23 protein-coding genes are annotated in these 20504 nt (G+C 67.7%); 15 read left to right on the forward strand and 8 right to left on the reverse strand.

The features are described 5' to 3' along the window. Positions 1 to 17 precede the first annotated feature (17 nt). Both AB0J62_RS26820 and AB0J62_RS26825 read right to left on the reverse strand, forming a co-directional pair. Positions 18 to 725 carry an FCD domain-containing protein gene (locus AB0J62_RS26820; protein ID WP_363876716.1) on the reverse strand — a complete coding sequence of 236 codons (708 nt, stop codon included), beginning with the start codon at positions 723 to 725 and terminating at the stop codon, positions 18 to 20. Then, a complete protein-coding gene (locus AB0J62_RS26825; RefSeq protein ID WP_363876719.1) occupies positions 722 to 1732 on the reverse strand; it encodes a DUF4185 domain-containing protein in 1011 nt (336 codons plus the stop codon). Before AB0J62_RS26825 ends, AB0J62_RS26820 begins: the two co-directional genes overlap by 4 nt. Before the next feature lie 245 nt (positions 1733 to 1977). Between AB0J62_RS26825 and AB0J62_RS26830 the strand changes: the two genes are divergently transcribed. Together AB0J62_RS26830 and AB0J62_RS26835 are read left to right on the forward strand one after the other, a co-directional pair. After that, the gene (locus AB0J62_RS26830; protein WP_363876722.1) at positions 1978 to 2364 is read left to right on the forward strand and encodes a phage holin family protein; all 387 of its coding nucleotides are present in this window, start codon (positions 1978 to 1980) and stop codon (positions 2362 to 2364) included. Beyond that, positions 2364 to 2774 carry a low molecular weight protein-tyrosine-phosphatase gene (locus AB0J62_RS26835; protein ID WP_363876725.1) on the forward strand — a complete coding sequence of 137 codons (411 nt, stop codon included), beginning with the start codon at positions 2364 to 2366 and terminating at the stop codon, positions 2772 to 2774. Before AB0J62_RS26830 ends, AB0J62_RS26835 begins: the two co-directional genes overlap by 1 nt. On the opposite strand, the gene AB0J62_RS26840 is transcribed toward AB0J62_RS26835, so the two are convergent. Together AB0J62_RS26840 and AB0J62_RS26845 are read right to left on the reverse strand one after the other, a co-directional pair. Beyond that, positions 2771 to 3982 (reverse strand): pyrophosphate--fructose-6-phosphate 1-phosphotransferase, encoded by a 1212-nt coding sequence (locus tag AB0J62_RS26840; RefSeq protein ID WP_363876728.1) that lies wholly within the window; start codon positions 3980 to 3982, stop codon positions 2771 to 2773. The genes AB0J62_RS26835 and AB0J62_RS26840 overlap by 4 nt on opposite strands. Positions 3983 to 4064: 82 nt before the next feature. After that, positions 4065 to 4508, reverse strand: coding sequence for an Lrp/AsnC family transcriptional regulator (locus tag AB0J62_RS26845; RefSeq protein WP_134110753.1), 444 nt, complete (start codon positions 4506 to 4508; stop codon positions 4065 to 4067). Between the two features lie 87 nt (positions 4509 to 4595). On the opposite strand from AB0J62_RS26845, the gene AB0J62_RS26850 reads away from it, so the two are divergent. Next, positions 4596 to 5495, forward strand: a complete 900-nt coding sequence (locus tag AB0J62_RS26850; RefSeq protein WP_363876732.1) for an EamA family transporter — start codon at positions 4596 to 4598, stop codon at positions 5493 to 5495. Then, positions 5492 to 6466 (forward strand): LLM class F420-dependent oxidoreductase, encoded by a 975-nt coding sequence (locus tag AB0J62_RS26855; RefSeq protein WP_363876735.1) that lies wholly within the window; start codon positions 5492 to 5494, stop codon positions 6464 to 6466. Before AB0J62_RS26850 ends, AB0J62_RS26855 begins: the two co-directional genes overlap by 4 nt. Before the next feature lie 37 nt (positions 6467 to 6503). Here the strand turns inward: AB0J62_RS26855 and AB0J62_RS26860 are convergent, their stop codons facing one another. Continuing rightward, positions 6504 to 7493, reverse strand: coding sequence for an acetamidase/formamidase family protein (locus tag AB0J62_RS26860; protein WP_363876738.1), 990 nt, complete (start codon positions 7491 to 7493; stop codon positions 6504 to 6506). 116 nt (positions 7494 to 7609) lie between these two features. Between AB0J62_RS26860 and AB0J62_RS26865 the strand changes: the two genes are divergently transcribed. The 5 genes from AB0J62_RS26865 to AB0J62_RS26885 all read left to right on the forward strand — a co-directional run bounded on the left by AB0J62_RS26865 (position 7610) and on the right by AB0J62_RS26885 (position 12726). Then, positions 7610 to 8302: a response regulator transcription factor gene (locus AB0J62_RS26865; RefSeq protein ID WP_130442918.1), complete on the forward strand. Its 693-nt coding sequence runs from the start codon at positions 7610 to 7612 to the stop codon at positions 8300 to 8302. Further along, positions 8299 to 9900, forward strand: a complete 1602-nt coding sequence (locus AB0J62_RS26870) for a HAMP domain-containing sensor histidine kinase (protein WP_363876742.1) — start codon at positions 8299 to 8301, stop codon at positions 9898 to 9900. The genes AB0J62_RS26865 and AB0J62_RS26870 overlap by 4 nt, the downstream gene beginning before the upstream one ends. Before the next feature lie 109 nt (positions 9901 to 10009). Continuing rightward, on the forward strand, positions 10010 to 11422 hold the full coding sequence (locus AB0J62_RS26875) for a trypsin-like peptidase domain-containing protein (protein ID WP_363876745.1): 1413 nt from the start codon (positions 10010 to 10012) through the stop codon (positions 11420 to 11422). A 93-nt stretch (positions 11423 to 11515) separates the two neighbouring features. Then, positions 11516 to 12022, forward strand: coding sequence for a DinB family protein (locus tag AB0J62_RS26880; RefSeq protein WP_363876748.1), 507 nt, complete (start codon positions 11516 to 11518; stop codon positions 12020 to 12022). A gap of 5 nt (positions 12023 to 12027) precedes the next feature. Further along, the gene (locus AB0J62_RS26885; RefSeq protein ID WP_363876751.1) at positions 12028 to 12726 is read left to right on the forward strand and encodes a pirin family protein; all 699 of its coding nucleotides are present in this window, start codon (positions 12028 to 12030) and stop codon (positions 12724 to 12726) included. Here AB0J62_RS26885 and AB0J62_RS26890 read toward each other — a convergent pair. Beyond that, complete coding sequence (locus AB0J62_RS26890; RefSeq protein WP_363876754.1) at positions 12723 to 13052, reverse strand: L-rhamnose mutarotase; 330 nt, start codon at positions 13050 to 13052, stop codon at positions 12723 to 12725. The genes AB0J62_RS26885 and AB0J62_RS26890 overlap by 4 nt on opposite strands. A gap of 229 nt (positions 13053 to 13281) precedes the next feature. Between AB0J62_RS26890 and AB0J62_RS26895 the strand changes: the two genes are divergently transcribed. Next, entirely contained in the window at positions 13282 to 15183 is a 1902-nt protein-coding gene (locus tag AB0J62_RS26895; RefSeq protein ID WP_363876757.1) for a penicillin-binding transpeptidase domain-containing protein, read from the forward strand. 291 nt (positions 15184 to 15474) lie between these two features. Further along, positions 15475 to 15771, forward strand: coding sequence for a zf-TFIIB domain-containing protein (locus tag AB0J62_RS26900; RefSeq protein ID WP_363876760.1), 297 nt, complete (start codon positions 15475 to 15477; stop codon positions 15769 to 15771). Here the strand turns inward: AB0J62_RS26900 and AB0J62_RS26905 are convergent. Next, on the reverse strand, positions 15768 to 16178 hold the full coding sequence (locus AB0J62_RS26905; RefSeq protein ID WP_363876763.1) for a PaaI family thioesterase: 411 nt from the start codon (positions 16176 to 16178) through the stop codon (positions 15768 to 15770). The two genes, AB0J62_RS26900 and AB0J62_RS26905, sit on opposite strands and share 4 nt — an antisense overlap. Positions 16179 to 16247: 69 nt before the next feature. Here AB0J62_RS26905 and AB0J62_RS26910 point away from each other — a divergent pair, with 69 nt between their 5' ends. After that, positions 16248 to 16712 carry a GNAT family N-acetyltransferase gene (locus tag AB0J62_RS26910; RefSeq protein ID WP_363876766.1) on the forward strand — a complete coding sequence of 155 codons (465 nt, stop codon included), beginning with the start codon at positions 16248 to 16250 and terminating at the stop codon, positions 16710 to 16712. Here the strand turns inward: AB0J62_RS26910 and AB0J62_RS26915 are convergent. Further along, on the reverse strand, positions 16681 to 17526 hold the full coding sequence (locus tag AB0J62_RS26915; RefSeq protein WP_363876769.1) for an alpha/beta hydrolase: 846 nt from the start codon (positions 17524 to 17526) through the stop codon (positions 16681 to 16683). The genes AB0J62_RS26910 and AB0J62_RS26915 overlap by 32 nt on opposite strands. A gap of 297 nt (positions 17527 to 17823) precedes the next feature. On the opposite strand from AB0J62_RS26915, the gene AB0J62_RS26920 reads away from it, so the two are divergent. Genes AB0J62_RS26920 through AB0J62_RS26930 form a run of 3 tightly spaced genes read left to right on the forward strand, consistent with a single transcriptional unit; the run spans position 17824 to position 20494 of the window. Then, entirely contained in the window at positions 17824 to 18846 is a 1023-nt protein-coding gene (locus tag AB0J62_RS26920; RefSeq protein WP_363876772.1) for an ATP-binding cassette domain-containing protein, read from the forward strand. Beyond that, entirely contained in the window at positions 18843 to 19655 is an 813-nt protein-coding gene (locus AB0J62_RS26925) for an ABC-2 family transporter protein (RefSeq protein ID WP_363876775.1), read from the forward strand. The genes AB0J62_RS26920 and AB0J62_RS26925 overlap by 4 nt, the downstream gene beginning before the upstream one ends. Continuing rightward, the gene (locus AB0J62_RS26930; protein WP_363876778.1) at positions 19652 to 20494 is read left to right on the forward strand and encodes an ABC-2 family transporter protein; all 843 of its coding nucleotides are present in this window, start codon (positions 19652 to 19654) and stop codon (positions 20492 to 20494) included. The genes AB0J62_RS26925 and AB0J62_RS26930 overlap by 4 nt, the downstream gene beginning before the upstream one ends. The last annotated feature ends 10 nt before the right edge of the window (positions 20495 to 20504 follow it).

A 20504-nucleotide genomic window follows, 5' to 3' on the forward strand; every position in this document is an offset into this window, starting at 1 on the left:
TGGTGCGTCCTTCCAGCTCAGGGTGCTGTCAGTCGTTGGTTGATGACGGTCAGTACGCCGTCGAGGTGTTCGCGGGTGAGGAGCTCGGCGAGGTCCGAGTCGCCGGAGCGGACTGCCTCGTAGATCGCGCGGTGCTCGTCCAGGTCGGCCTGCCGGTCACCGTGGATGTGCAGGATCTCCAGCTGCTCCCGGGCGTTCACGACGGTCACTGACTCGACCACCTCGGCGAGGGTCGCGTTGCCGGACGCTTGGGCCAGTGAGCGGTGGAAGTCCATGTTGACCTCGGCCAACCGGGCATGGTCGCCGGATGCGATCAGCTCGGCCGCAGTGGCCAGGTCCTGCTCCATCTGCTCGAGTGCGTCCGCTCCACGCGTCGCTGCGGCCAGTGCGGCTACAGGTGGCTCGATCAGTGCGCGAGCCTGCAGCAGCTCGACCAACCGGTCCGCACTCGGTGCGAGCGCCAGAGGGTTGGCCAACACCAGTCGGCCCACGTTCGGACCGACGTACACACCGGAGCCGTGCCGGAGCTCCACGGCACCGGTCGCCTCCAGTCGGCGGAGCGCCTCCCGGACAGTGGGTACGGCGACCTTGAACCGCTCGGCCAGCGACCGGACGGACTCGAACTGGTCACCGACCGACAGCTTCCGGTCCGCGATGAGCGAGAGCATCGACGTCGCCAGATCGTCCAGCAGACTGCGGCGTACGACGCCACCCGGAGTGCTCACTTGGCAGCCGCCAGCGTCACGGCCAGGAACCGCGGCCGGTAGATGCTCACGTCGCCGTACAGGTCGTCGCTGACCAGGCTGTTGACGTTGTAGCTCACCAGGAGCTCGTTGCCGCGGCGCAGGTCCGGGTGCTCGTGCGAGTTGTACGTGATGATGTTCCCGCCGGTCTCCGGCGTCTGGTACAGCTCGACCGGCTTCACCCACGGACCGGTCGGCGAGCAGGAGAAGTACCCGACCACACGCTTGCTGAACAGCTCCTTGGTGTCGTGTGTGACCAGCAGATAGCCGTCCTTGAAGCTGGTGACGCTGTGCTCGTTGGCCACACCCTCGAGCACGCGCGCCGAGGCACTCTCGTCGGCTGACCAGCCGGAGCCGGTCCAGTACTCCCACGGCTTCGCCGTCAGGTCATCACCACGGACGCGAGCGACGTGCTGGTACTTCGAGGAACCCAGGTCCTCGACTCCGTAGATGTAGGTGTAGCCGCGATCGCGCAGCAACCAAGCGGACCACTGCACATTCGCCGCCGAAGGTAGTGGCGTCAGCGACTCGAGCTTGAAGGTCTTGCTGTCGAAGCGGGCGAGGTAGTTGCTGGCCCAGTGCCAGTCCCACTGACCCGTGCCGGTCTTCACGAAGCGCAGCGCGACCACGTCGAGGTCACGGCCCGCGTGGCTGGTCTGTGCGGCACCGACCCAGTACCAGCCGTCGGACGGCGGCGGGATGAGCGCTGTCGGGTTGGTCGACGTACCGCCGGTGACCGTCTTCAGGCTCTCGCCCTGCTGGATCACGAACGAGTTGTTGATGAACGGCGCGGTGGTCGGTCGACTGCCGTCGGGGTTCACCGGTCCGAGGAACGTGTCGGAGAAGATCCATGCCGTCCGTCCGCCGGGGAGCGCGACGGAGTACGTGCTGTCCGCTCCGGTCCACCCCTTCCCGGTGTTGCTGTAGGCGTTCAGGAGCTCCTCGGGGGCGGCGTGCGGGGTCGTCCGGGCGGTCCAGTTCGTGCTCACCGCGCTGCAGCTCGACGGGGTGGCTGAGGTGGTGGCTGAGGTGGTGGCGGAGGTGGTGGCGGAGGTGGTGGCGGAGGCAGGCACACCGAGGCCCGCTGCCGTGAGAGACAACGCGACAACTGCTACCAGGGGGCGTGACATGAAAATGATCAGATCACTTGGTCATTTTCACTGTCAAGACCCAGGGTTCGATCAGGGTGTGTACCGAGCGTGGTTGCTACCGGGTGGATGGGAGGATCGACGCCATGAAGAACTTGATCATCAGGCTGCTGGCCAACGCGGTCGCGCTGGCAGTGGCAAGCTGGCTCGTCGCCGGCATCACGCTGCAGGGCGCGACCACCGGCAAGCGCGTGCTCACGCTGCTGATCGTCGCCGCGATCTTCGGTGTCGTGAACGCGATCGTGAAGCCCGTGGTGAAGGTGCTGTCGTTCCCGCTGCTGATCCTCACGCTCGGTCTGCTGACGTTCGTGATCAACGCGCTGATGCTGTGGCTGACGTCCTGGATCACCGGCAAGCTCGACGTCCAGTTCCACGTCAACGGCTTCTGGTCCGCGCTGTTCGGCGCGCTGATCATCACGATCGTCGGCATGATCATCAACCTCGTCCTGCCGGAGAAGGCCGAAGTCCACTAGTGCACATCGAGGTCGTCTGCAGCGGGAACATCTGCCGGTCGCCGATGGCCGAGGTGGTCCTGCGGGCCAAGCTCGCCGACGCCGGGATCGACGACGTCGAGGTGACCAGCTCAGGCACCGGCGGCTGGCACGTCGGCGACCCGATGGACCCACGTGCGGCGGCCGCATTGCGCCGGCGCGGGTACGACGGCAGCGCGCACCGGGCTCGCCAGTTCGAGCGGGCCGCGGATCTCACCCTGGCGATGGACTCGGGGCATGTCGCCGAGCTGAGCCGCCGGGGTGCGACGGCGCAGTTGTTCGCGGCGGACGACGTACCGGATCCGTACTACGGCGAGGACGACGGCTTCGACGTGGTCCTCGAACAGATCGAGAAGGCGGCCGACCAGTGGGTCGGCCGCCTCCGCCATTAGGCCTGGCCGATCTCCGACTTCAGGCTGACGAACCAGTCGACCGTCGGATCGAACTCCTTGCCGCCGGCGATCCGCGGGAACTCGATTGCACGCAGCTCGTCGCCGCGCTCCTCGTCGTGACCGACCACGCCGCTCTCACCGCGGAGCGCGGCGTCGACGGCATAGTCGGTGCACTCCTTGATCAGCGCCAGGTCGCGGTCGTTGGACGCGGCCGAGCGGCTGAAGTACCCGCTCTTCTGCACCATCGTCTTCTCGGCCCCGATCCGCTCCGCGAACTGCTTCGCGAACCACGCGCCCGGGTTGATCGTGTCGAGCTTCACGTGCCCGAACGGGTCCCGCGGGACGTCCTCGCCGCGGGCCTCCAGCTCGGCCACGATCGACGGCACCCCGGCGCCCTCGGACAGGAAGATGTTCACGCAGTCCTCGGAGTCCATCACCTTGCGCAGCCGCTCGGCCTCGGCGTCGAGGTCGATCGTTGCCTCCGGCACATACACGGCGTGCACCGACCAGCCGGCCTTCTCCAGGCCGATGCCCGGGTTCCACTCCTGCTCGTCGACCCACTGCTGGTACTCCTGAGCCGTTGCCGCGGTCAACCATCCGCAGTTCCGCCCCATCACCTCGTGGACGATCAGCATCCGCGGGTTCGAGCTGTGCTCGGCGATGATGTTGCGGGCGAACAGCGCGCCCTGCTCGGCCGCGGTCCACGCGCCCAGGCTCTGCCGGATCGGGATCACGTCGTTGTCGATGGTCTTCGGCAGACCGACCACGGTCAGGTCGTAGTCGTGCTCGTGCAGGTACGCCGCGAGGTCGGCCGCCGTGGTGTTGGTGTCGTCACCGCCGATCGTGTGCAGTACGTCGACACCGTCCGCGACCAGCCGCTCGGCGGCGACCTGGAGGGCGTTCTGCCCGTCCTGGATCAGGCCGCGCTTGACCAGGTCCGCGGTGTTGGTCAGCTTCACCCGGCTGTTGCCGATCGGGCTGCCGCCGAACTTGTGCAGCAACGACGCCTTCTCCCGCACCTCCGGCGTCACGTCGAGGAACCGGCCGCTGAGCAGGCCGTGGTACCCGTTCAGGTAGGCGATGATCTCCACGTCGGGCGCCACCTCGGTGTAGCGCTCGATCAGCCCGCCGACGGCGGACGACAGGCAGGGCGCAAGCCCGCCGGCGGTGAGCAGGGCAACTCTGCGGACAGACTTGTCGGCAGCCATGGGCCAGGGTCCTTCCGGGGAACGTCGCTTTGAAGTCGGCACCAGACTAGTGATGCAGACCACTCCCGACGGTGGTTGGGGTTCACCCAGCGGACAAGGGCACGCTGCGTGGCGGGACCGGCGTCGAGACGATGAACGAGCTCGTGGTCTGGCCGTGCACCAGGAACTTGTCCAGAACGTCCTCGAGCGCGGCGATCTCGGCGACCTGGACCCGCATCAGGAAGCAGTCCTCACCGGAGATCCGGTGGCACTCGACGACCTCCGGCGTACGACCGGCGAGCTCGATGATCTTCGGGATCTGGTTCGGCCCGGGCCGCAGCCGCACCCAGGCCGCGACCGGCCGTCCGAGCGCGGCCGGGTCGATGTCGACGCGGTACCCGCGGATCACGCCGGACTCCTCCAGCCGCGCGACCCGCTCCCGCACGGTCGGCGTGGAGACGCCCAGCCGACGCGCCAGCTCGGTGGTCCGCAGCCGAGGGTCGGCGATCAGCTCGTCCAGAATTCGGGTATTGAGCTCATCCGGCATCTGGCTTCTCGTTTCGGTAAGCAAAACCGCCTCCTAGGCTCCGGTCTGCCATAGAAACCCGCAGACTCCGTTCCTACTGTAGTGACCGTGACCACCATCGCAGAAGCCCCGCCCCGCGCCGGTCTCGCCGCCGGCGCCGCTGCCGTGACCGTCGTCCTCTGGGCCTCGTCCTTCGTCGCCATCCGGCACGTCGGCACCGAGATCTCGGCCGGCGCCCTGTCGCTGGCCCGGCTCGGACTCGGCAGCATCTTCCTCGGCGCGCTGCTCTTCACCCGTCGCCGGCCGGCGGCGACCGTACGCCGATGGCCTTCCCAGCGGGACTGGCTGCCGCTGATCGCCTGCGGTGTGCTGTGGTTCGGCGTCTACAACATCGCGCTCAACGAGGCCGAGCGTCGTCTCGACGCCGGTACGTCGGCGATGCTCGTCCACATCGCCCCGCTGCTGATCGCCGTACTCGCGGGCTTGGGTCTCGGTGAAGGCTTCCCGCGGCAGTTGGTGATCGGCGGCCTGGTCGCGTTCGCCGGCATCGTCATCATCGGTACGTCGACCTCCAGCGGCCCCGCCGAGACCTGGGGCGTGGTGCTCTGCGTCGTGGCCGCGATCTCGTACGCCGTTGGCGTGGTCACGCAGAAGCCGCTGCTGAGCCGGCTGCCGGCCGCCGAGGTCACCTGGCTCGCCTGCACGATCGGTGCGGTCGTTTGCCTGCCCTTCGCGCCCACGCTGGTCGATGAGCTCCGCACTGCTGACGCATCGACGATCTGGTGGGTCGTGTACCTGGCCGCCTTCCCCACCGCGCTCGGCTTCACCACCTGGGCCTTCGCGCTCCGCCGTACCAGTGCGGGACGGATGGGCGTAACGGTGTACGCCGTACCGGTTGTGGCGATCGTGCTGGGCTGGCTGTTCCTGGGCGAGACCCCTGCCGTGCTCGCGCTGGCCGGCGGGGCGCTGTGCCTGACTGGAGTCGCAATCTCTCGGAGGAGTGCATGAAATTCGGAGTGTTCGTACCGCAGGGCTGGCGGATGGATCTGGTCGAGCTGGCGGACCCGGTAGAGCAGTGGGAGGCCATGACCGCAGTGGCCAAGGCAGCGGACGCGGGTCCATGGGACTCGATCTGGCTCTTCGACCACTTCCACACCGTCCCTGAGCCTGTCCGCGAGACCGTCTTCGAGATGTGGACCACGACAGCGGCCTTGGCACGTGACACCTCGCGGGTGAAGCTAGGCCAATTGGTCGGCTGCAACGGTTACCGCAACCCCGCCCTGGTCGCCAAGATGGCCGCCACTGTGGACGTGGCGAGCCACGGGCGCATGTACGCCGGACTGGGCGCGGGCTGGTCGGAGCACGAGTGGAAGGCGTACGGCTATCCGTGGACGAGCCAGAAGGAGCGGATGGGCTCGTTCGTCGAGTCGATCGAGCTGATCCATCGGCTCTGGACCGAGGACGACGTGGTGTTCGAGGGGCAGTACCACTCGGTCGACAAGCCGTTCGTCGAACCGCGGCGCAAGCCCAAGCTCTGGATCGGCGGCGGCGGTGAACGCGTCACATTGCGACTAGTTGCAAAGTACGGCGACGCCTGCAACTTCGGCACCGGACGCGTCGATGTCATCAAGCACAAGCTCGCGATCCTCCGGCAGCACTGCGACGAGGTCGGCCGCGACTACGACGAGATCATCAAGTCGACCAGCCTGAACGTGTTCCCGATCGAGTCCGGCGCCGATCCGGAGACCGCGACAGCCAAGGCCCGCGGGCGGTACAGCCTGCAGGAGTTCCTGGAGATCGGCTCCGGCGGCACGTCCCACGTGCTGGCGGACGTGATCACGACGAAGGAGCTCGGCGAGCACATCGAGCAATTGGCCGAGGCAGGGGTCGACTACGTGATCTCGTACATCCCCGGCGTCGCATACGACCACGAGCCGATGCAGCGCTACGCCGAGGACGTCGTACGGCAGTTCAGCTGAACGACTGTATTGGATGCCACGACTCCCTCGCGGCGGGTCATGGGGCCTCGCGCAGGTGCTGGTGGATGCCGTCGTAGACGGTCACCGCCGGGAGCAGACGCTTCGGGATCTTCGTGACGACGCTGTAGTTGACGTCGACCACATTGGCGAGCGGGACCTCACTGACCTGGCTGAGTAGCTGGTACGCGTCCAGCTTGTCGAGTCCGTAGAGGTCTCCGAGCCAGTGGACCATGTCCACCTGGCCCGCCCGCCAGGCGTCCTCGAGCGGCCGGCCCGACCCGACGACAGCCAGGTACTCGTCGTTCTCGATCCGGGGCCAGACCGGTCCGGGTGTCTTGAGCAGGTCGACGATCAGCGCCACGTTCATCGCGCCCTCGACGGCGGTGCCGCAGGACTCGCCCTCGCCCTGGCGGTAGTGGCCGTCACCAACCGAGAACAGTGCACCCTCGACGTTGACGTTGAGGTAACACGTCGCACCCGCCCGCATCTCCGGGGTGTCCATGTTGCCGCCGAACATGTCCGGGACCAGCGCCGAGCGAGCCTCGCCCGCGGCAGGCGCGACACCGACGGTGCCCAGCATCGGCTCCAGCGGCAGCGCGATCTCCAGATCGCTGCCGTGCGCCTGGAACCCCACCGTCTGCTTGTCCGAGTCGACCTCATAGATCCAGGTCCGCTCCGGCAATGGGTCCTGCAGCGTCGCCGTCCGATCGGTGCTGGTCAGACCGCCGAAGTACGGGATGGTCGCGGACACGCCCCAGCTCCGGGCCGGCGTCAGCTCGACGAGGTGCAGTACCAGGGTGTCTCCCGGCTCGGCTCCTTCGACGTAGAACGGCCCGGTCTGCGGATTCACGTGCGGCATCTTGAGCGAGGCGCTGGCAAGATCGGTCGTGCTCCGGAGCGTGCCGCAGTACGCGTCCTCGGTCCACAACCGCAGGGCGGTACCCGGCCGGATCCGGCGGATCGGCGGCACTCCCCCGAAGGTCCAGGCGTACTCGGCGGGTTCAGGTGTGAATTCGATGACGTCCACCTCTGAAACCTAAGGTGTCCAGGAGGTATTGGGCTACCGATCAGCGGGTTCTCAGGCGATTCTCACAGAAGCGACTTACTCTCGGTTGCGGAACTTCGAGCGGAGCGGGGCAGACGATGCGGGTACTGGTGGTGGACGACGACCGGGCGGTCCGGGACTCGCTGCGCCGTTCGCTGGAGTTCAACGACTTCGAGGTGGTGACCGCGTCCGACGGCGCCGAGGCGCTCGCGGTGATCGGCAACGTCGAGCCGGACGTCGTGGTGATGGACGTGATGATGCCGCGGCTGGACGGGCTCGAGACCACCAAGGCCTTGCGGGCCGCGGGCAACAATGTGCCGATCCTGGTGCTGACCGCGCGGGACGCGGTCGCGGACCGGGTCGACGGCCTGGACGCCGGCGGCGACGACTACCTGACCAAGCCGTTCGCGCTCGAGGAGCTGCTGGCCCGACTGCGCGCCCTGCTGCGCCGCAGCACCACGCCCGGCGAGGGCGGCCAGCGCGGCGAAGTGCTGCAGTACGCCGACCTCGTGGTCGACGTCGACGCGCACGAGGTGCACCGGGGCGACGTCGCGATGCAGCTCACCCGGACCGAGTTCTCGCTGCTCGAACTGCTCATCCGCAACCCGCGCCGGGTGCTCGAGCGCGCGGTCATCCTGGACGCGGTCTGGGGCTACGACTTCCCCACCACGGCGAACTCGCTCGAGGTCTACATCGGCTACCTGCGCCGTAAGACCGAGGTCAACGGCCTGCCCCGCCTGATCCACACCGTCCGCGGCATCGGGTACGTGCTGAGGGACACCCCACCGTGAGTCAGCAACACCCCGACGACTTCCCGTCGTACGCCGGACGACCGCAGCAGCCGCAACCGCAACAACCCGCGCAGCCCGTTGCCAATGGCAATGGAAATCGGGTTGTGGCGACGGCTGTCCGCACCCAGACCTGGTGGAACGAGACCCTCCACAAACTCAGCCTGCACGCCCGCGTGACGCTGCTCGCCGCGGTCGCGGTCGGGCTGGCGGTAGCGATCGTCAGCGTCGCGGCGTACATCACTGTGCGCCAGCAGATGTACCAGAACCTCGACAACAGCCTGACCCAGCGGGCCGTCGCGGCCGCGAAGAAGGGCGTTCTGACCGACCTCACGATCCTGCAGGGCGTTCCCTCCGACGCTCTGGGTCTGAGCGACATCCGCGTCGGCGTGATCGGCGCGGACGGCCAGCAGTTCGGGCCGCCGAACAGCCTGCTGCCGCCGATGGGCCAGGACGAACTCCAGGTAGCGAAGGACCAGGGCGACGAGGCCAGCCTGCGGACCGTCGGCATACGCAACGGCGGCTCGCACTTCCGCGTGGTCGCTGTCCCCGCGAGCTACTGCCCGCAGGGCCGGACCGAGGCCTGCCGAGCGGAGCCGGAGAACTTCCTCCAGCCCGGGGCGTTGGTGGTCGCACAGTCGCTGGGGCCGATCGACGAGACCCTGCACAACCTCGGCGTAGTGCTGTGGGCGTTCGGGCTGATCGGCGTCATCGGCGCCGCGCTGGCCGGCAATGCTGTAGCCCGGTCAGGTCTGCGACCGTTGGCCCGGCTGACCGGAGCGGCCGAACACGTCGCGCGAACCGAGGACCTGAAGCCGATCCCGGTGGGCGGCACGGACGAGATCTCCCGGCTGGCGATGGCGTTCAACGCGATGCTCGGCGCGCTCGCACAGTCCCGTGACCGGCAGCGCCGGCTTGTCGGTGATGCTGGGCATGAGCTGCGTACGCCGCTCACCAGCGTGCGCACGAACCTCGACCTGCTCGCCCAGGCGGACAAGCGCGGCGGACTCCGCCCGGAGGATCGCCAGCAGCTGCTGGACGACGTACGCGCTCAGATGGACGAGCTGACCACGCTGATCGGCGACCTGACCGAACTGGCCCGCGACACCCCACAAGTGCGCAACGCGGAGCTGATCGAGCTCTCCAACGTCGTCGAGGACGCAGTGATGAAGGTACGCCGCCGCGCACCCGGACTGGAGTGGGACGTGCAGATCACTCCGTTCCCGGTCTGGGGCGACGAGCGGCTGCTCGGACGGGCCGTGACCAACCTGCTCGACAACGCGGCGAAGTACAGCGTCCCCGAGGGCGCGGAGCCGCGCAGCGACGGGCAGCCGGTCGGACACGTCACGGTTCGCCTGCTGGACGGCGTACTCACGGTCACAGACTCCGGTCCCGGCATAGCCGAGGCTGACTTGCCACACGTCTTCGAGCGCTTCTACCGCTCCAGCGAGGCCCGCAGCCGGCCAGGCTCCGGCCTGGGCCTGGCCATCGTGAAGCACGCGGCCGAGCAGCACGGCGGCATGATCTACGCCCGGAACGTTCCCGGCGGAGGTGCGCAGTTCACGTTGTGGCTGCCGCACGCGGCCACCCAGACGCGCTGAAAGCTGTGCTGAGAGCCGGCAGATCCTTCAGAGGATCTTCATGGACTTCTTCGGTCACTCCGAGCGGATCTTCAGGGCCCTCTCAGGTGCGGCGGACAAAGTATTGACCATGACCGAGAACCAGCCGCCGCAGAACCAGCCCGGCCAGAACCCGCAAGGTCCGCAGGGGCCGGAGCGGACGCAGCAGTTGCCGATGTACGGGCAGCATCAGCAACAGCAGTTCGCGCCGCAGGGTGGTCAGCCGGGACAGCAGAGGCCGGATTCGGGGCCGCACGGGCAGCGGCCGGGACAGTACCCCTCAGGTGGGAGTGCTTACCCGCAGTTCGGAGCGCCGGGGACGCATCAGGGGGCGTCTCCGGGCCCGAGCTGGCCCTTCGGACCGCAGCCGAGCACGGCGACCGCTACGGCGGAGAAGCCGAAGAAGCGGGCCGGCCTGGCAGTAGTGGCGCTGACCGCGCTGCTCGTCGGCCTGGCCGGTGGCGTCGGCGGAGCTGCCGTGTACTCGGCGACCAACGACCACAGCACGAACACCCCGTCCGTGACCGCACCGCTGAACGGCAACCAGGCCGCACCCGCGGCCGCGCCGGACGGCTCCGTGCAGAGCGCGGCGGCCAAGGTGCTGCCGAGCGTGGTGAAGATCGCGGTCGCGACGTCGCAGGGCGCAGCGACCGGGTCCGGCATCGTGATCAGCAAGGACGGCCTGATCGTCACCAACAACCACGTGGTCGCGGGTGCCGGGCAGGGCGCCACGATCACCGTGATGCTGAACGACGGCCGCACGGTCAACGCCACGATCAAGGGCACCGACCCGCTCACCGACCTCGCCGTCATCCACGCCAACGCGACCGACCTGACCCCGGCCACGCTGGGGTCGAGCGGCAAGCTCGCGGTGGGCCAGGGCGTGGTGGCGATCGGCTCGCCGTTCGGCCTGGAGGCGACCGTGACCAGCGGCATCGTCTCGGCGCTGAACCGCCCGGTGACGTCGGGCGACGAGCAGCAGGACAGCACGACAGTCTTCCCAGCAATCCAGACGGACGCCGCGATCAACCCGGGTAACTCCGGCGGCGCCCTGATCGACCTCGCCGGCCAGGTGGTCGGTATCAACAGCGCGATCAAAACCGCCGGCGGATCGGGACAATCCGAAGGCGGCAACATCGGCCTGGGGTTCGCTATCCCGATCGACCAGGCCAAGCCGATCATCGACGAGCTGGTGGCCAAGGGCAAGGCCACGCATGCGCGGCTCGGTGTGACGGTCGGCGACGCGCAGTCCTCCGACGGGCTCACGAACGGAGCACGCCTCGGCGAGGTCACGTCCGGCGGTGCGGCGGACAAAGCCGGTCTCCAGTCAGGTGATGTGGTGACCGCTGTTGACGGCAAGGCGATCGCGTCAGGGGACGCGTTGGTCGCCGCAGTCCGTTCGCACCGCCCGGGCGACCAGGTCACGCTGACCGTCACCCGCAACGGCAAGCCCCAGTCCATCAAGGCCACCCTCGGCTCCGACAACGGGAACCCGACCGGCTGACCAACCGTCGTACCAGAACCGGGACTGCGCCGCCCACCGAGCGGCGCAGTCCCTTTGTGCGAGGTGGACCGGTTCGTTGACTACGGTCCGGGCATGAACTTCTACGACAAGCGGCCGCCGTTGACAGCCGATGAACGGGTGCAGCTGGTCGGCTGGCTCGATCTGCAGCGGGCCCTGGTACGGCGGAAGCTGGAAGGGCTCGCCGAAGCCGACGAGCACCGGGCGGTGTTCCCCACCTCGCCGTTGATGACGCCGGCCGGGTTGGTGTCGCACCTGCGCTGGACGGAGCACTGCTGGTTCAACGTGATCTTCCTGGGAGAGCCGGAGACGACCAACCCGCAGTTCCAGAAGGAGCCGAAGAGCGCCGACTGGAGAGTGGACGGCGTACCGCTGGCGCGTCTGCTGGACGAGTTCGAGGCGCAATGGGCGCAGTCGAACGAGATCACCACTGCCCACGCGCTGGATGATGTCGGCAAGGACGCGGAGTTCCAGCCGTCGTTGCGGTGGATCTTGATCCACATGGTTGAGGAGACCGCCCGGCATCTCGGCCAGCTGGACACCATGCGGGAGCTGCTCGACGGGCAGACGGGGTATTACTAGACCCCATGGAGATCCGTCGGGCGGGTGAGCGGTTTCGTACGGCGAGCGAGTGGCTGGACTCCCGGCATTCGTTCTCGTTCGGGGCGCACTACGACCCGGCGAACGTGGGGTTCGGGTTCCTGGTGGCGCACAACGACGAGACCGTTGCTCCGGGCACCGGGTTCGAGGCGCATCCGCATCAGGACCTGGAGATTGTGACCTGGGTACTGCGGGGCGCGCTGGCGCATCGCGATTCGCAGGGGAACAGCGGCGTCGTGTACCCGGGGCTGGCGCAGCGGATGAGTGCGGGTTCGGGGATCCGGCACTCGGAGTGGAACGACGGCGACGACCCAGTGCACTACGTGCAGATGTGGGTCCGGCCGGAGCGGCTCGACCTGCCTCCGTCGTACGAGCAGACCGAGCTGGATCTCACCTCGGGTGAACTGATCCCGGTCGCTTCGGGGCTCTCCAAGCACGCTGCCAGCACGGCGATCCACCTGAACCAGCCGGCCGCCGGCATGTCGGTGGCCCGCCTCGCCCCGGCGCAGGACATCCAGCTACCGGCAGCGCCGTACCTGCACCTGTTCGTCGCGACGGGGACGGGGACGCTTGAGGGCGCGGGTGAGCTGGCCACCGCGGACGCCGTACGCCTGACTCCGTCCGACGGCCAGCGCATCACTGCCGGACCAGCAGGCGTTGAGGTGCTGGTTTGGGAGATGTACTAGTCGACCTGTTCGCTCATGGTCCAGACGTGACGCAGGGACTGGCCGGCCACGCCTTCCGGGTTCTGCGCGAAGCCCTCGACGAACTGGCTCATGTGTTGCTGCCAACGCTGGTCGGTCGGGTCGTTGCGGAGGTACGCGACCGAGGCCTCGAAATCGTCGGCGACGACCAGGTGGAACAGGTCGCGGCCGCTGCGCCAGATCGACCAGTCGCTGATACCGGCGGCGTGCATCGCCGTGATCAGTTCCGGCCAGACGCGAGCGTGCTCGAGCTCATAGGCCTCTTCGGTCCCGGGAATCAATCGGCTGTGCAGCGCTAGGCGGGTCACAAACGAGCAGAATACGCCGCGTCAGGCGGCGCTGGAACGCGGTTCCAGAATCGGGACCGGCCGATTCACGCAACCTCTTGCCCCCGATTCACGCTCGCTCTGCGGCCAACTCCTGAGCGGTCAGGCGCGTCGTACTTGCGCGGATTGAGTAGTTTCGCCCTCGTGGCGAGCTGCCACACGCCGAAGACTGTCCCCGGTGTCCACCCGTCGTCGTGCGAGAGTTGGGAACGTGAAGCGAACCACTGCGATCGTTTGCCTGAGTAGTCTGCTGATCACCGCCGGTTGTTCCGACAGCAAGTCCGGTGGCGGGAAGTCCGGGAACGACGAGCAGAAGGCCTCCGGCGCCGTCATCCAGCAATTCGCCGATGCCTGGGTGAAGGCGTGGGCGCCGGACGGCAAGCCCGACGCGGCCGGGGCGCTCACCGACAACCCGACCGTCTTCGCGAAGCGGCTCGACGACACCGACACCGCGCTGGTCGCCAGCACCGTGACGGTGACCCCGCAGGGCGATCCGAAGTGCAGCGACGCCAGCAACTGCACGCAGGAGCTCGCGGTCGAGGCGCAGCTGCGCGGTATCGGCACGATGAAGTGGACCAGTACGGCGACCGCGGTGAAGACCGGCGACACCTGGAAGATCAAGGCGTCCGGCGACACCATCTACCCGGGCCTGGGCGACACCAACTACCTCAAGCGCGTCCGCGCGCTGCCCGCGCGTGCCTCGATCCTCGACCGCAACGGCGTCGCACTGACCGCGAACCGGCCGGTCGTGATCGTCGGCGTCGCATCGGGCGCCACGGCGACGGCAGCGACGTACGCGGCGTTCACGAAGTACCTCGATGTCGACGGCGCGAAGCTCGCCGCCCGCGCGAAGGCGGCGCCGGCCGGGCAGTTCGTCGACGCGATCACGATCCGGGCCGAGGAGTGGGAAGCGCTCCGGCCGACGATGAGCAAGCTGCCCGGCGTACTGACGATGGGCGGTACGCAGTCGCTGCCGCCGACCGCGACGTTCGCCAAGTCCCTGATCGGCACGATGAAGACCGCGACCGCGGACACGCTGAAGAACGCCGGCCCGACGGCTTCGGCGCAGGACCAGGTCGGGACGACGGGGTTGCAGTACGCGTTCCAGCAGCAGCTCGCCGGTACGCCGGGCGGCACCGTCACGCTGCGGGACGGCAAGACCAAGCTGACCATCAAGACCGTCTTCAGCCAGAAGGGCACCGCCGGCAAGCCGGTGAAGACCACGCTCGACACGGCGATGCAGAAATCGGCCGAGGCCGCGCTGGCGACGAGCAAGCTGCCGGCGTCGCTGGTCGCAGTACAGGCGTCGACCGGGCAGATCCTCGCCGCGGCGAACGGTCCGACTCCTGCCAGCTACAACCGCGCGTTCCAGGGCCGGTACGCGCCGGGTTCGACGTTCAAGATCGTCACTTCGGCGGCGCTGATCGGAAGCGGCGAGACCGCTGCGACCGTGCTGCCGTGCACGAACACGATCAACGTCTTCGGCAAGACCTTCAAGAACTACGACGGTCTGGCGGCGTACGGCGCGGGCACGATGCAGAAGGCGTTCAACGAGTCCTGCAACACCGCGTTCATCTCGCAGCACGCGCGACTGCCGAAGGACGGGATGACCAAGGCCGCGGCGATGTTCGGCATCGGGCGGGACCTGAACCTGTCGATCAACGCGTACGGCGGTCAGGTGCCGCTGCCGAAGGACGACGTTGCCGAGGCCGCCTCGATGATCGGTCAGGGCACCGTCACCGCGAGCCCGCTGGCGATCTCGCTGGTCGCCGCCACGGTCGACCACGGTACGGCGATGAAGCCCGTGCTCGTGCCGGGTAAGGACGCCGCCGGCGCGGCCGCCTCTCCGTTGCCTGCAGCAACCGTTGCGGCACTGCGGACGTTCATGCGGACCACGGTCACCAGCGGTACGGCGAAGGTACTGGCCGGCAACGGCGCGGTCGCGGCGAAGACTGGCACGGCCGAGCTGGTCTCCGGCGGCAAGGTCATCACCAACGCATGGATGGCCGGCTACCGGGGAGACGTCGCGTTCGCGGTCATCGTCGAGGGCGGCGAGTCCGGCTCCCACACCGCCGGCCCGATCCTCAAGACCTTCCTCTCCAGCTTCAAATGATCGCCACTGTCGGCGGCCCGGCCTAGGGTCGCAGGCATGGACGAGCAGTCGGGCTGCGGTCGGGACGTACTTCGCGACCATGGCGGCGCGGGACTGGGATGCCTTCGGCCTGTCCTCAGCGACGACGCGGTGTACGAGATGCCGCAGAGCGTGCGCCGGGCGCGCTTGATCGGCTCAGTCAGGGGTAGTGGTTGCGAGGGCCAACCAGTCTCCTGAGAGTTGCGCCCCAAAGGTGCTGAGAGTTGGCTGAGAGCACCGTGTTGCTCGGAAGTCGTCACTTAGGGTTGCTGGATGGAGAGCCTGACGTGTCCGAAGTGTCGTGGCGAGATGCGTTCGTACGAACGCAACAGCGTCACCGTCGACCAGTGTGGAGAGTGCCGGGGGATCTTTCTCGATCGGGGTGAGCTCGAGCGGCTGGTCGATGCCGAGCTGCAGTACAACTCCCCGTCGCCGCAGCCTCGCTACGAGGAGAAACGGTACGAGGAGAAGAAGCGGTACGACGACCGCCGGTACGACGATGACCGGCGGTACGGGAACCAGCACCCGCGCAAGAAGAAGAAATCGTTCCTCGAGGAGCTCTTCGACTAGCGGGCGATGACCGTGCCCTGGGCGATCGCGCACAAGGTCGGCGTACCGGCGTCGTCGAGTGTGGTGAGTTCGCAGGTGCACGTCGCCTGGCGCCTGCCCGAGTGGGCAACCTTTGCCTCGGCCCGGAGAATCGCGCCCCGGGCCGGGCGGAGGTAGCTGATCGTGAACCCGCCGGTCAGCACCTCGGGCCCGAGGGCAGTGCCGCCCGCGAACGTGATCGCGTTGTCGGCGGCGTACGCGAGGACGCCGCCGTGCAGGAACCCGTTCTGCTGCTGGAGATCCTTGCGGATGTCGAGCTCGAGCCTCGCGCCGCCGTCCCCGAACGCGGTCACCCGCGCCCCGACCAGCAGACTGAACGGCTGCGCCGCCAACAGCTTCTGAGCCACCTCGAGGGTCAATTCCGTCACCCGCCGCACGATATGCCACTTGCTGCAAAGCATGGTGTACGGCGGTCTGCGCTGGTCTATCGTCGGGGCGTGACCACGCCACCGGTGCAGCTCCGCCCGATCACCGATTCCGAGTACCCGAGCTGGGCGGACCACGCCGCCGAAGTATTCGCGGCCGGGATCGGCCCAGCCCGTGGACTGACCGCTGACGAAGCGCTGAAGTTCGCACGCGAGGAGACCAAGAGGCTGCTCCCGCAAGGCCCCGCCACCGAGAACCAGCTGATCTGGATCGCGCTGGACGGCGACGAACCGGTCGGCAACCTGTGGATCAGCACCGGATCGCGGGTGCCGTTCATCTACGCCATCGAGGTCGACAGCAACCAGCGCGGCAAAGGCTACGGCCGGGCGATCATGCTCGCGGCGGAGGACGAGTGCCGTCGCCTCGGCCACAAGCAGCTGGACCTGAACGTGTTCGGTGACAACGCGACGGCGATCGGCCTGTACGACTCGCTCGGCTACGCGGTCATCTCCCAGCAGATGCGCAAAGAGCTCTGATCAGGCCGGCGAACTCGCTCGGCTGGTCGAGGGGAATCAGCGTGTAGCTGTCGGCCACCTCGACGAACTTTGCCTGAGGCAACAATTCGGCGAGCCGACGGCCGTGAGCTGTAGGCATCACGCGATCGTCTGCGGCCCAGACGATCAGCGCCGGCCGATCAAAGCGCCGGAGATCTTCGGCCGCCTCGGTCAACAGCTCCGGGTCCGCGAACACGGCCCGCAACATCCGCACCGTCTCAGCGCGCAGCTCGGGTTGCTCGAGCAACGGCCTGATCCATCGCGCCGTGGTCACATCGCCGCGCTTCGTCAACGTCCCGAAGGCGAGCGGCGATCGGCGTACCGCCTTGAGCCTCAGCTGCTGCATGAACGCTCCGAACAGCCGCGGCGACAACCTCCCGGACAATGCGAGGACGCGCCCCGTCAGCCCGGGCGGCAGGTTGTCGAACGCCTCGCACGACGCCAGCACGGCCCGCGCGACGCGCTTGGGGTCAGCTCCTAGGACGAGCTGCACAACGGCTCCCCCGGTGTCGTTCCCGACGAGTACGACGTCGTGCAGGTCGAGTCGATCCAGGAACTCGACGACCAGCTCGGCGATCCCGCGCAGCGACAGGTCGGCGCCGGCGTTCATCGGCCGCCGGTGCGCTCCGAACGGCAGAGTCGGGGCGATACAGCGGTGATCGTTGCTCAGGTCGGCGATCACACCGTCCCAGAGCGACGCATCCATCAGCAGGCCGTGGAGCAGGACCACCACGGGTCCGTCGGTCCCGCTGTCGACGTACTGCACCGTTCCGGCGGACAGCTCGATCTCATTCATATGAGAAGCATATTATATGGATCTCATATTTAGCGAAAACGTGTTGGACGACGCTTTCCGGTCGTCATACCGTGGTTGGCGGTAGCCGCATCGAAAGGACCACAGGGAGCGATGTCGACACGTCGCCTGGATATGGGTTAGCGAACTTCGCGATCGGACCGGATCGCGCAGCCGGGACGGACCGCGGAGTCCCCCGGCCGAACCCTTTTGGCGAAGTGCTCGTCCTGCGCTCTGCGCGTTTGCGCGGTGGCGCTGCCCGGTCCTGTCAACTGACTCTTTCGAAAGCGGTGTTCTTTCGTGACACCTGTGCATGCCCTGCCGCCTGTCATCGCGGCCCATGATCTGACCAAGACCTACACCTTCCACCAGCAGACCGCCGGCCTCGGCGGAGCCCTGAAGAGCCTCGTGAAACGCAAGTACGAGACCCGGCTCGCCGTCGACCGGATCACCTTTGACATCGGCCGCGGCGAGGTCGTCGGCCTGCTCGGCCCGAACGGCGCAGGCAAGACGACCACGCTGAAGATGCTGTCCGGCCTGCTGTACACGACCGCCGGACAACTGGAGGTCCTCGGCCACACGCCGTCGGACCGCAAGCACGACTACCTGCGCCGGATCGCGCTCGTCATGGGACAGAAGACCATGCTGTGGTGGGACGTCCCGGCCATGGAGAGTCTCCTGCTGCACAAGGACATGTACGGCTTGTCCACAGCGGAGTTCGACCGCAACGTCGCCGAACTCGCCGAGCTGCTCGAGGTCGAACACCTGCTCAACGTCCAGGTCCGCAAGACCTCGCTCGGTGAGCGGATGAAGCTCGAGCTGATGGCCGCGCTCATCCACGGCCCGGAGATCCTGTTCCTCGACGAGCCGACGATCGGTCTCGACGTGGTCGCGAAGGCCCGTGTGCGGTCGTTCCTCGCCGACGTCAACCGGCTGCGCGGTACGACGATCCTGATCACCAGCCACGACATGGACGACATCGAGGCGCTCTGCTCGCGGGTGATGATCATCGACCACGGCCGGCTGCAGTTCGACGGCGGCCTGGACGATCTCGTTCGTACGGCGCAACCGCGCAAGCTGGTGCGGGCGACGTACGCGACACCTGTCGACGGCACACGCCTGGACGGCCTGGACGGCGTGACCGCGGTCGACGTCGACGGCCAGACAGTGAAGCTCGAAGCCGATCGGGAGCGGGCCGGCGTCGTGATGGAACAGCTCACTCGGCTAGGTCCGCTGGTGGACCTCGACGTCGCGGACGCGGATGTCGAGGACATCATGCGCGACCTGTTCCTGCGCCGCAGCACGCTGGGGGACGCATCATGAACACAGTCGTGCGGAACCTTCGCGTCGTCCGCCGGATGACGGCGGCGGAGATCGCCCAGCAGTCCGTGTACCGCGGGGCGTGGATCATCTTCATGCTGGCCAACATCTGCATGCCGATCATCTCGCTGCTGATCTGGCGGACGGCGCTCGCGAACGGCGCGCAGCTCCCGGTCGACGAGCGGTACATCACGACGTACTTCGTGCTGCTCGGGTTCGTCACGATGGCGACGTCGTCGTGGATGGCGGCGTTCCTGGCCAACGACATCCGGCTCGGCAAGCTGTCGAGCTGGATGGTGCGGCCGGCGTCGTTGCTGGTCGGGTTCGTCGCGAACAACCTGTCGGAGAAGTTCCTGAAGCTGTTCGCGCTGGTGCCGATGATCGGCATCGTCTGGTGGATCTTCCGCGACTCGATGAACCTCCCGGCGGATGCTGGGCGGTGGGCGTTGTTCGCGGTCAGCATCGTGCTCGGAGCGGTGCTGGTGTTCACGATCGACATCCTGATCGCGGCGTTGGCGTTCTGGATGGACGACGTCGGCGCGCTGGTGCAGGCACGCGTCATCATCGCGAGCGTGCTGTCCGGAGCCGTTGTACCGCTGGCGCTGATGCCTTCGTGGTCGCGCGGTTTCGTCGACCACCAGCCATTCCGGTACACGGTGTCGTTCCCGGTCGAGATCGTCGCCGGTCAGCTGACCGGCCGCGAGTTGCTTGCCGGGTTGGGGATCCAGCTCGGGTACGTCGTTGTGCTCGGCGCGCTCGCTCGACTCGTGTGGGCGGCGGGGATCCGGGCGTATTCGGCGGTGGGAGCATGAACACGTATGCGGAGGAGCGGGCTTCGCTGGACCGGAACCGTCTGCACATGCATTGGCGGCATGTCCGGCTGTGGCGGCGGTTCTTCGCTCAGGCGGTGGTTCGCGAAACGCAGTACCGCGCGCATTTCCTGACCACGCTGCTGGTGGGTCTTGTGCAGTTGGGGTTGGGGATCGTGCCGACCTTGCTGCTGTTCGGCTTCACGGCGGAGGTGCACGGCTGGTCGCGGGCCGAGGTGATCGCGCTGGTCGGTGTGTATCAGATCGTCACCGGTCTGATCGCGACGTTCGTGGCTCCGAACCTGAACCGGATGACGACGTACCTGACCGAGGGCGAGCTGGACGGCGTCCTGCTCCGGCCGGTGTCGAGTCAGTTCTACCTGACCCTGCGCTGGATCAACGTTGCCGAGCTGACGAACGTTGCCAGCGGCATCGTTGTGCTCGTGATCGGGCTGGTGCAGTCGGATTTCCGGCCCGGGTGCGAGCAAGTGGTGCAGGCCGTCGTCCTGGCCGGCTGCGGGTTGGTGTTGCTGACGGCGGTGTGGTCGGCGATGTCGTTCCTGGCGTTCTGGCTGCAGTCGGTGAACCCGATCGGGGTCGTCTACCTGAGCATGGTGGAGGCAGGGCGGTACCCGTTGGCGTTCTTCCCGGGCGCGGTGCGCACGTTCCTGACCTTCGCTTTCCCGGTGGCGTTCGCGACGACTTTCCCGGTGCGGGCGCTCGCGGGCGATCTGGGCTGGGCGCCGGTCGCCCTCGGGCTCGGGCTTGCGGTAGTGGCGATGACACTAGTTCGGTTGGTCTGGCGGCGCGGCTTGCTGACGTACTCCAGTGCGTCGAGCTGATGTGGTTATC

It is taken from the genome of Kribbella sp. NPDC049584, from assembly GCF_040675555.1.
GTDB lineage: Bacteria > Actinomycetota > Actinomycetes > Propionibacteriales > Kribbellaceae > Kribbella.

Coding starts and splice junctions, on each gene's coding strand:
- AB0J62_RS26830 (WP_363876722.1), top strand. CDS start 1,978: ATGAAGAACTTGATCATCAGGCTGCTGGCCAACGCGGTCGCGCTGGCA.
- AB0J62_RS26840 (WP_363876728.1), bottom strand. CDS start 3,982: ATGGCTGCCGACAAGTCTGTCCGCAGAGTTGCCCTGCTCACCGCCGGC.
- AB0J62_RS26845 (WP_134110753.1), bottom strand. CDS start 4,508: ATGCCGGATGAGCTCAATACCCGAATTCTGGACGAGCTGATCGCCGAC.
- AB0J62_RS26855 (WP_363876735.1), top strand. CDS start 5,492: ATGAAATTCGGAGTGTTCGTACCGCAGGGCTGGCGGATGGATCTGGTC.
- AB0J62_RS26865 (WP_130442918.1), top strand. CDS start 7,610: ATGCGGGTACTGGTGGTGGACGACGACCGGGCGGTCCGGGACTCGCTG.
- AB0J62_RS26875 (WP_363876745.1), top strand. CDS start 10,010: ATGACCGAGAACCAGCCGCCGCAGAACCAGCCCGGCCAGAACCCGCAA.
- AB0J62_RS26880 (WP_363876748.1), top strand. CDS start 11,516: ATGAACTTCTACGACAAGCGGCCGCCGTTGACAGCCGATGAACGGGTG.
- AB0J62_RS26885 (WP_363876751.1), top strand. CDS start 12,028: ATGGAGATCCGTCGGGCGGGTGAGCGGTTTCGTACGGCGAGCGAGTGG.
- AB0J62_RS26900 (WP_363876760.1), top strand. CDS start 15,475: ATGGAGAGCCTGACGTGTCCGAAGTGTCGTGGCGAGATGCGTTCGTAC.
- AB0J62_RS26915 (WP_363876769.1), bottom strand. CDS start 17,526: ATGAATGAGATCGAGCTGTCCGCCGGAACGGTGCAGTACGTCGACAGC.
- AB0J62_RS26925 (WP_363876775.1), top strand. CDS start 18,843: ATGAACACAGTCGTGCGGAACCTTCGCGTCGTCCGCCGGATGACGGCG.
- AB0J62_RS26930 (WP_363876778.1), top strand. CDS start 19,652: ATGAACACGTATGCGGAGGAGCGGGCTTCGCTGGACCGGAACCGTCTG.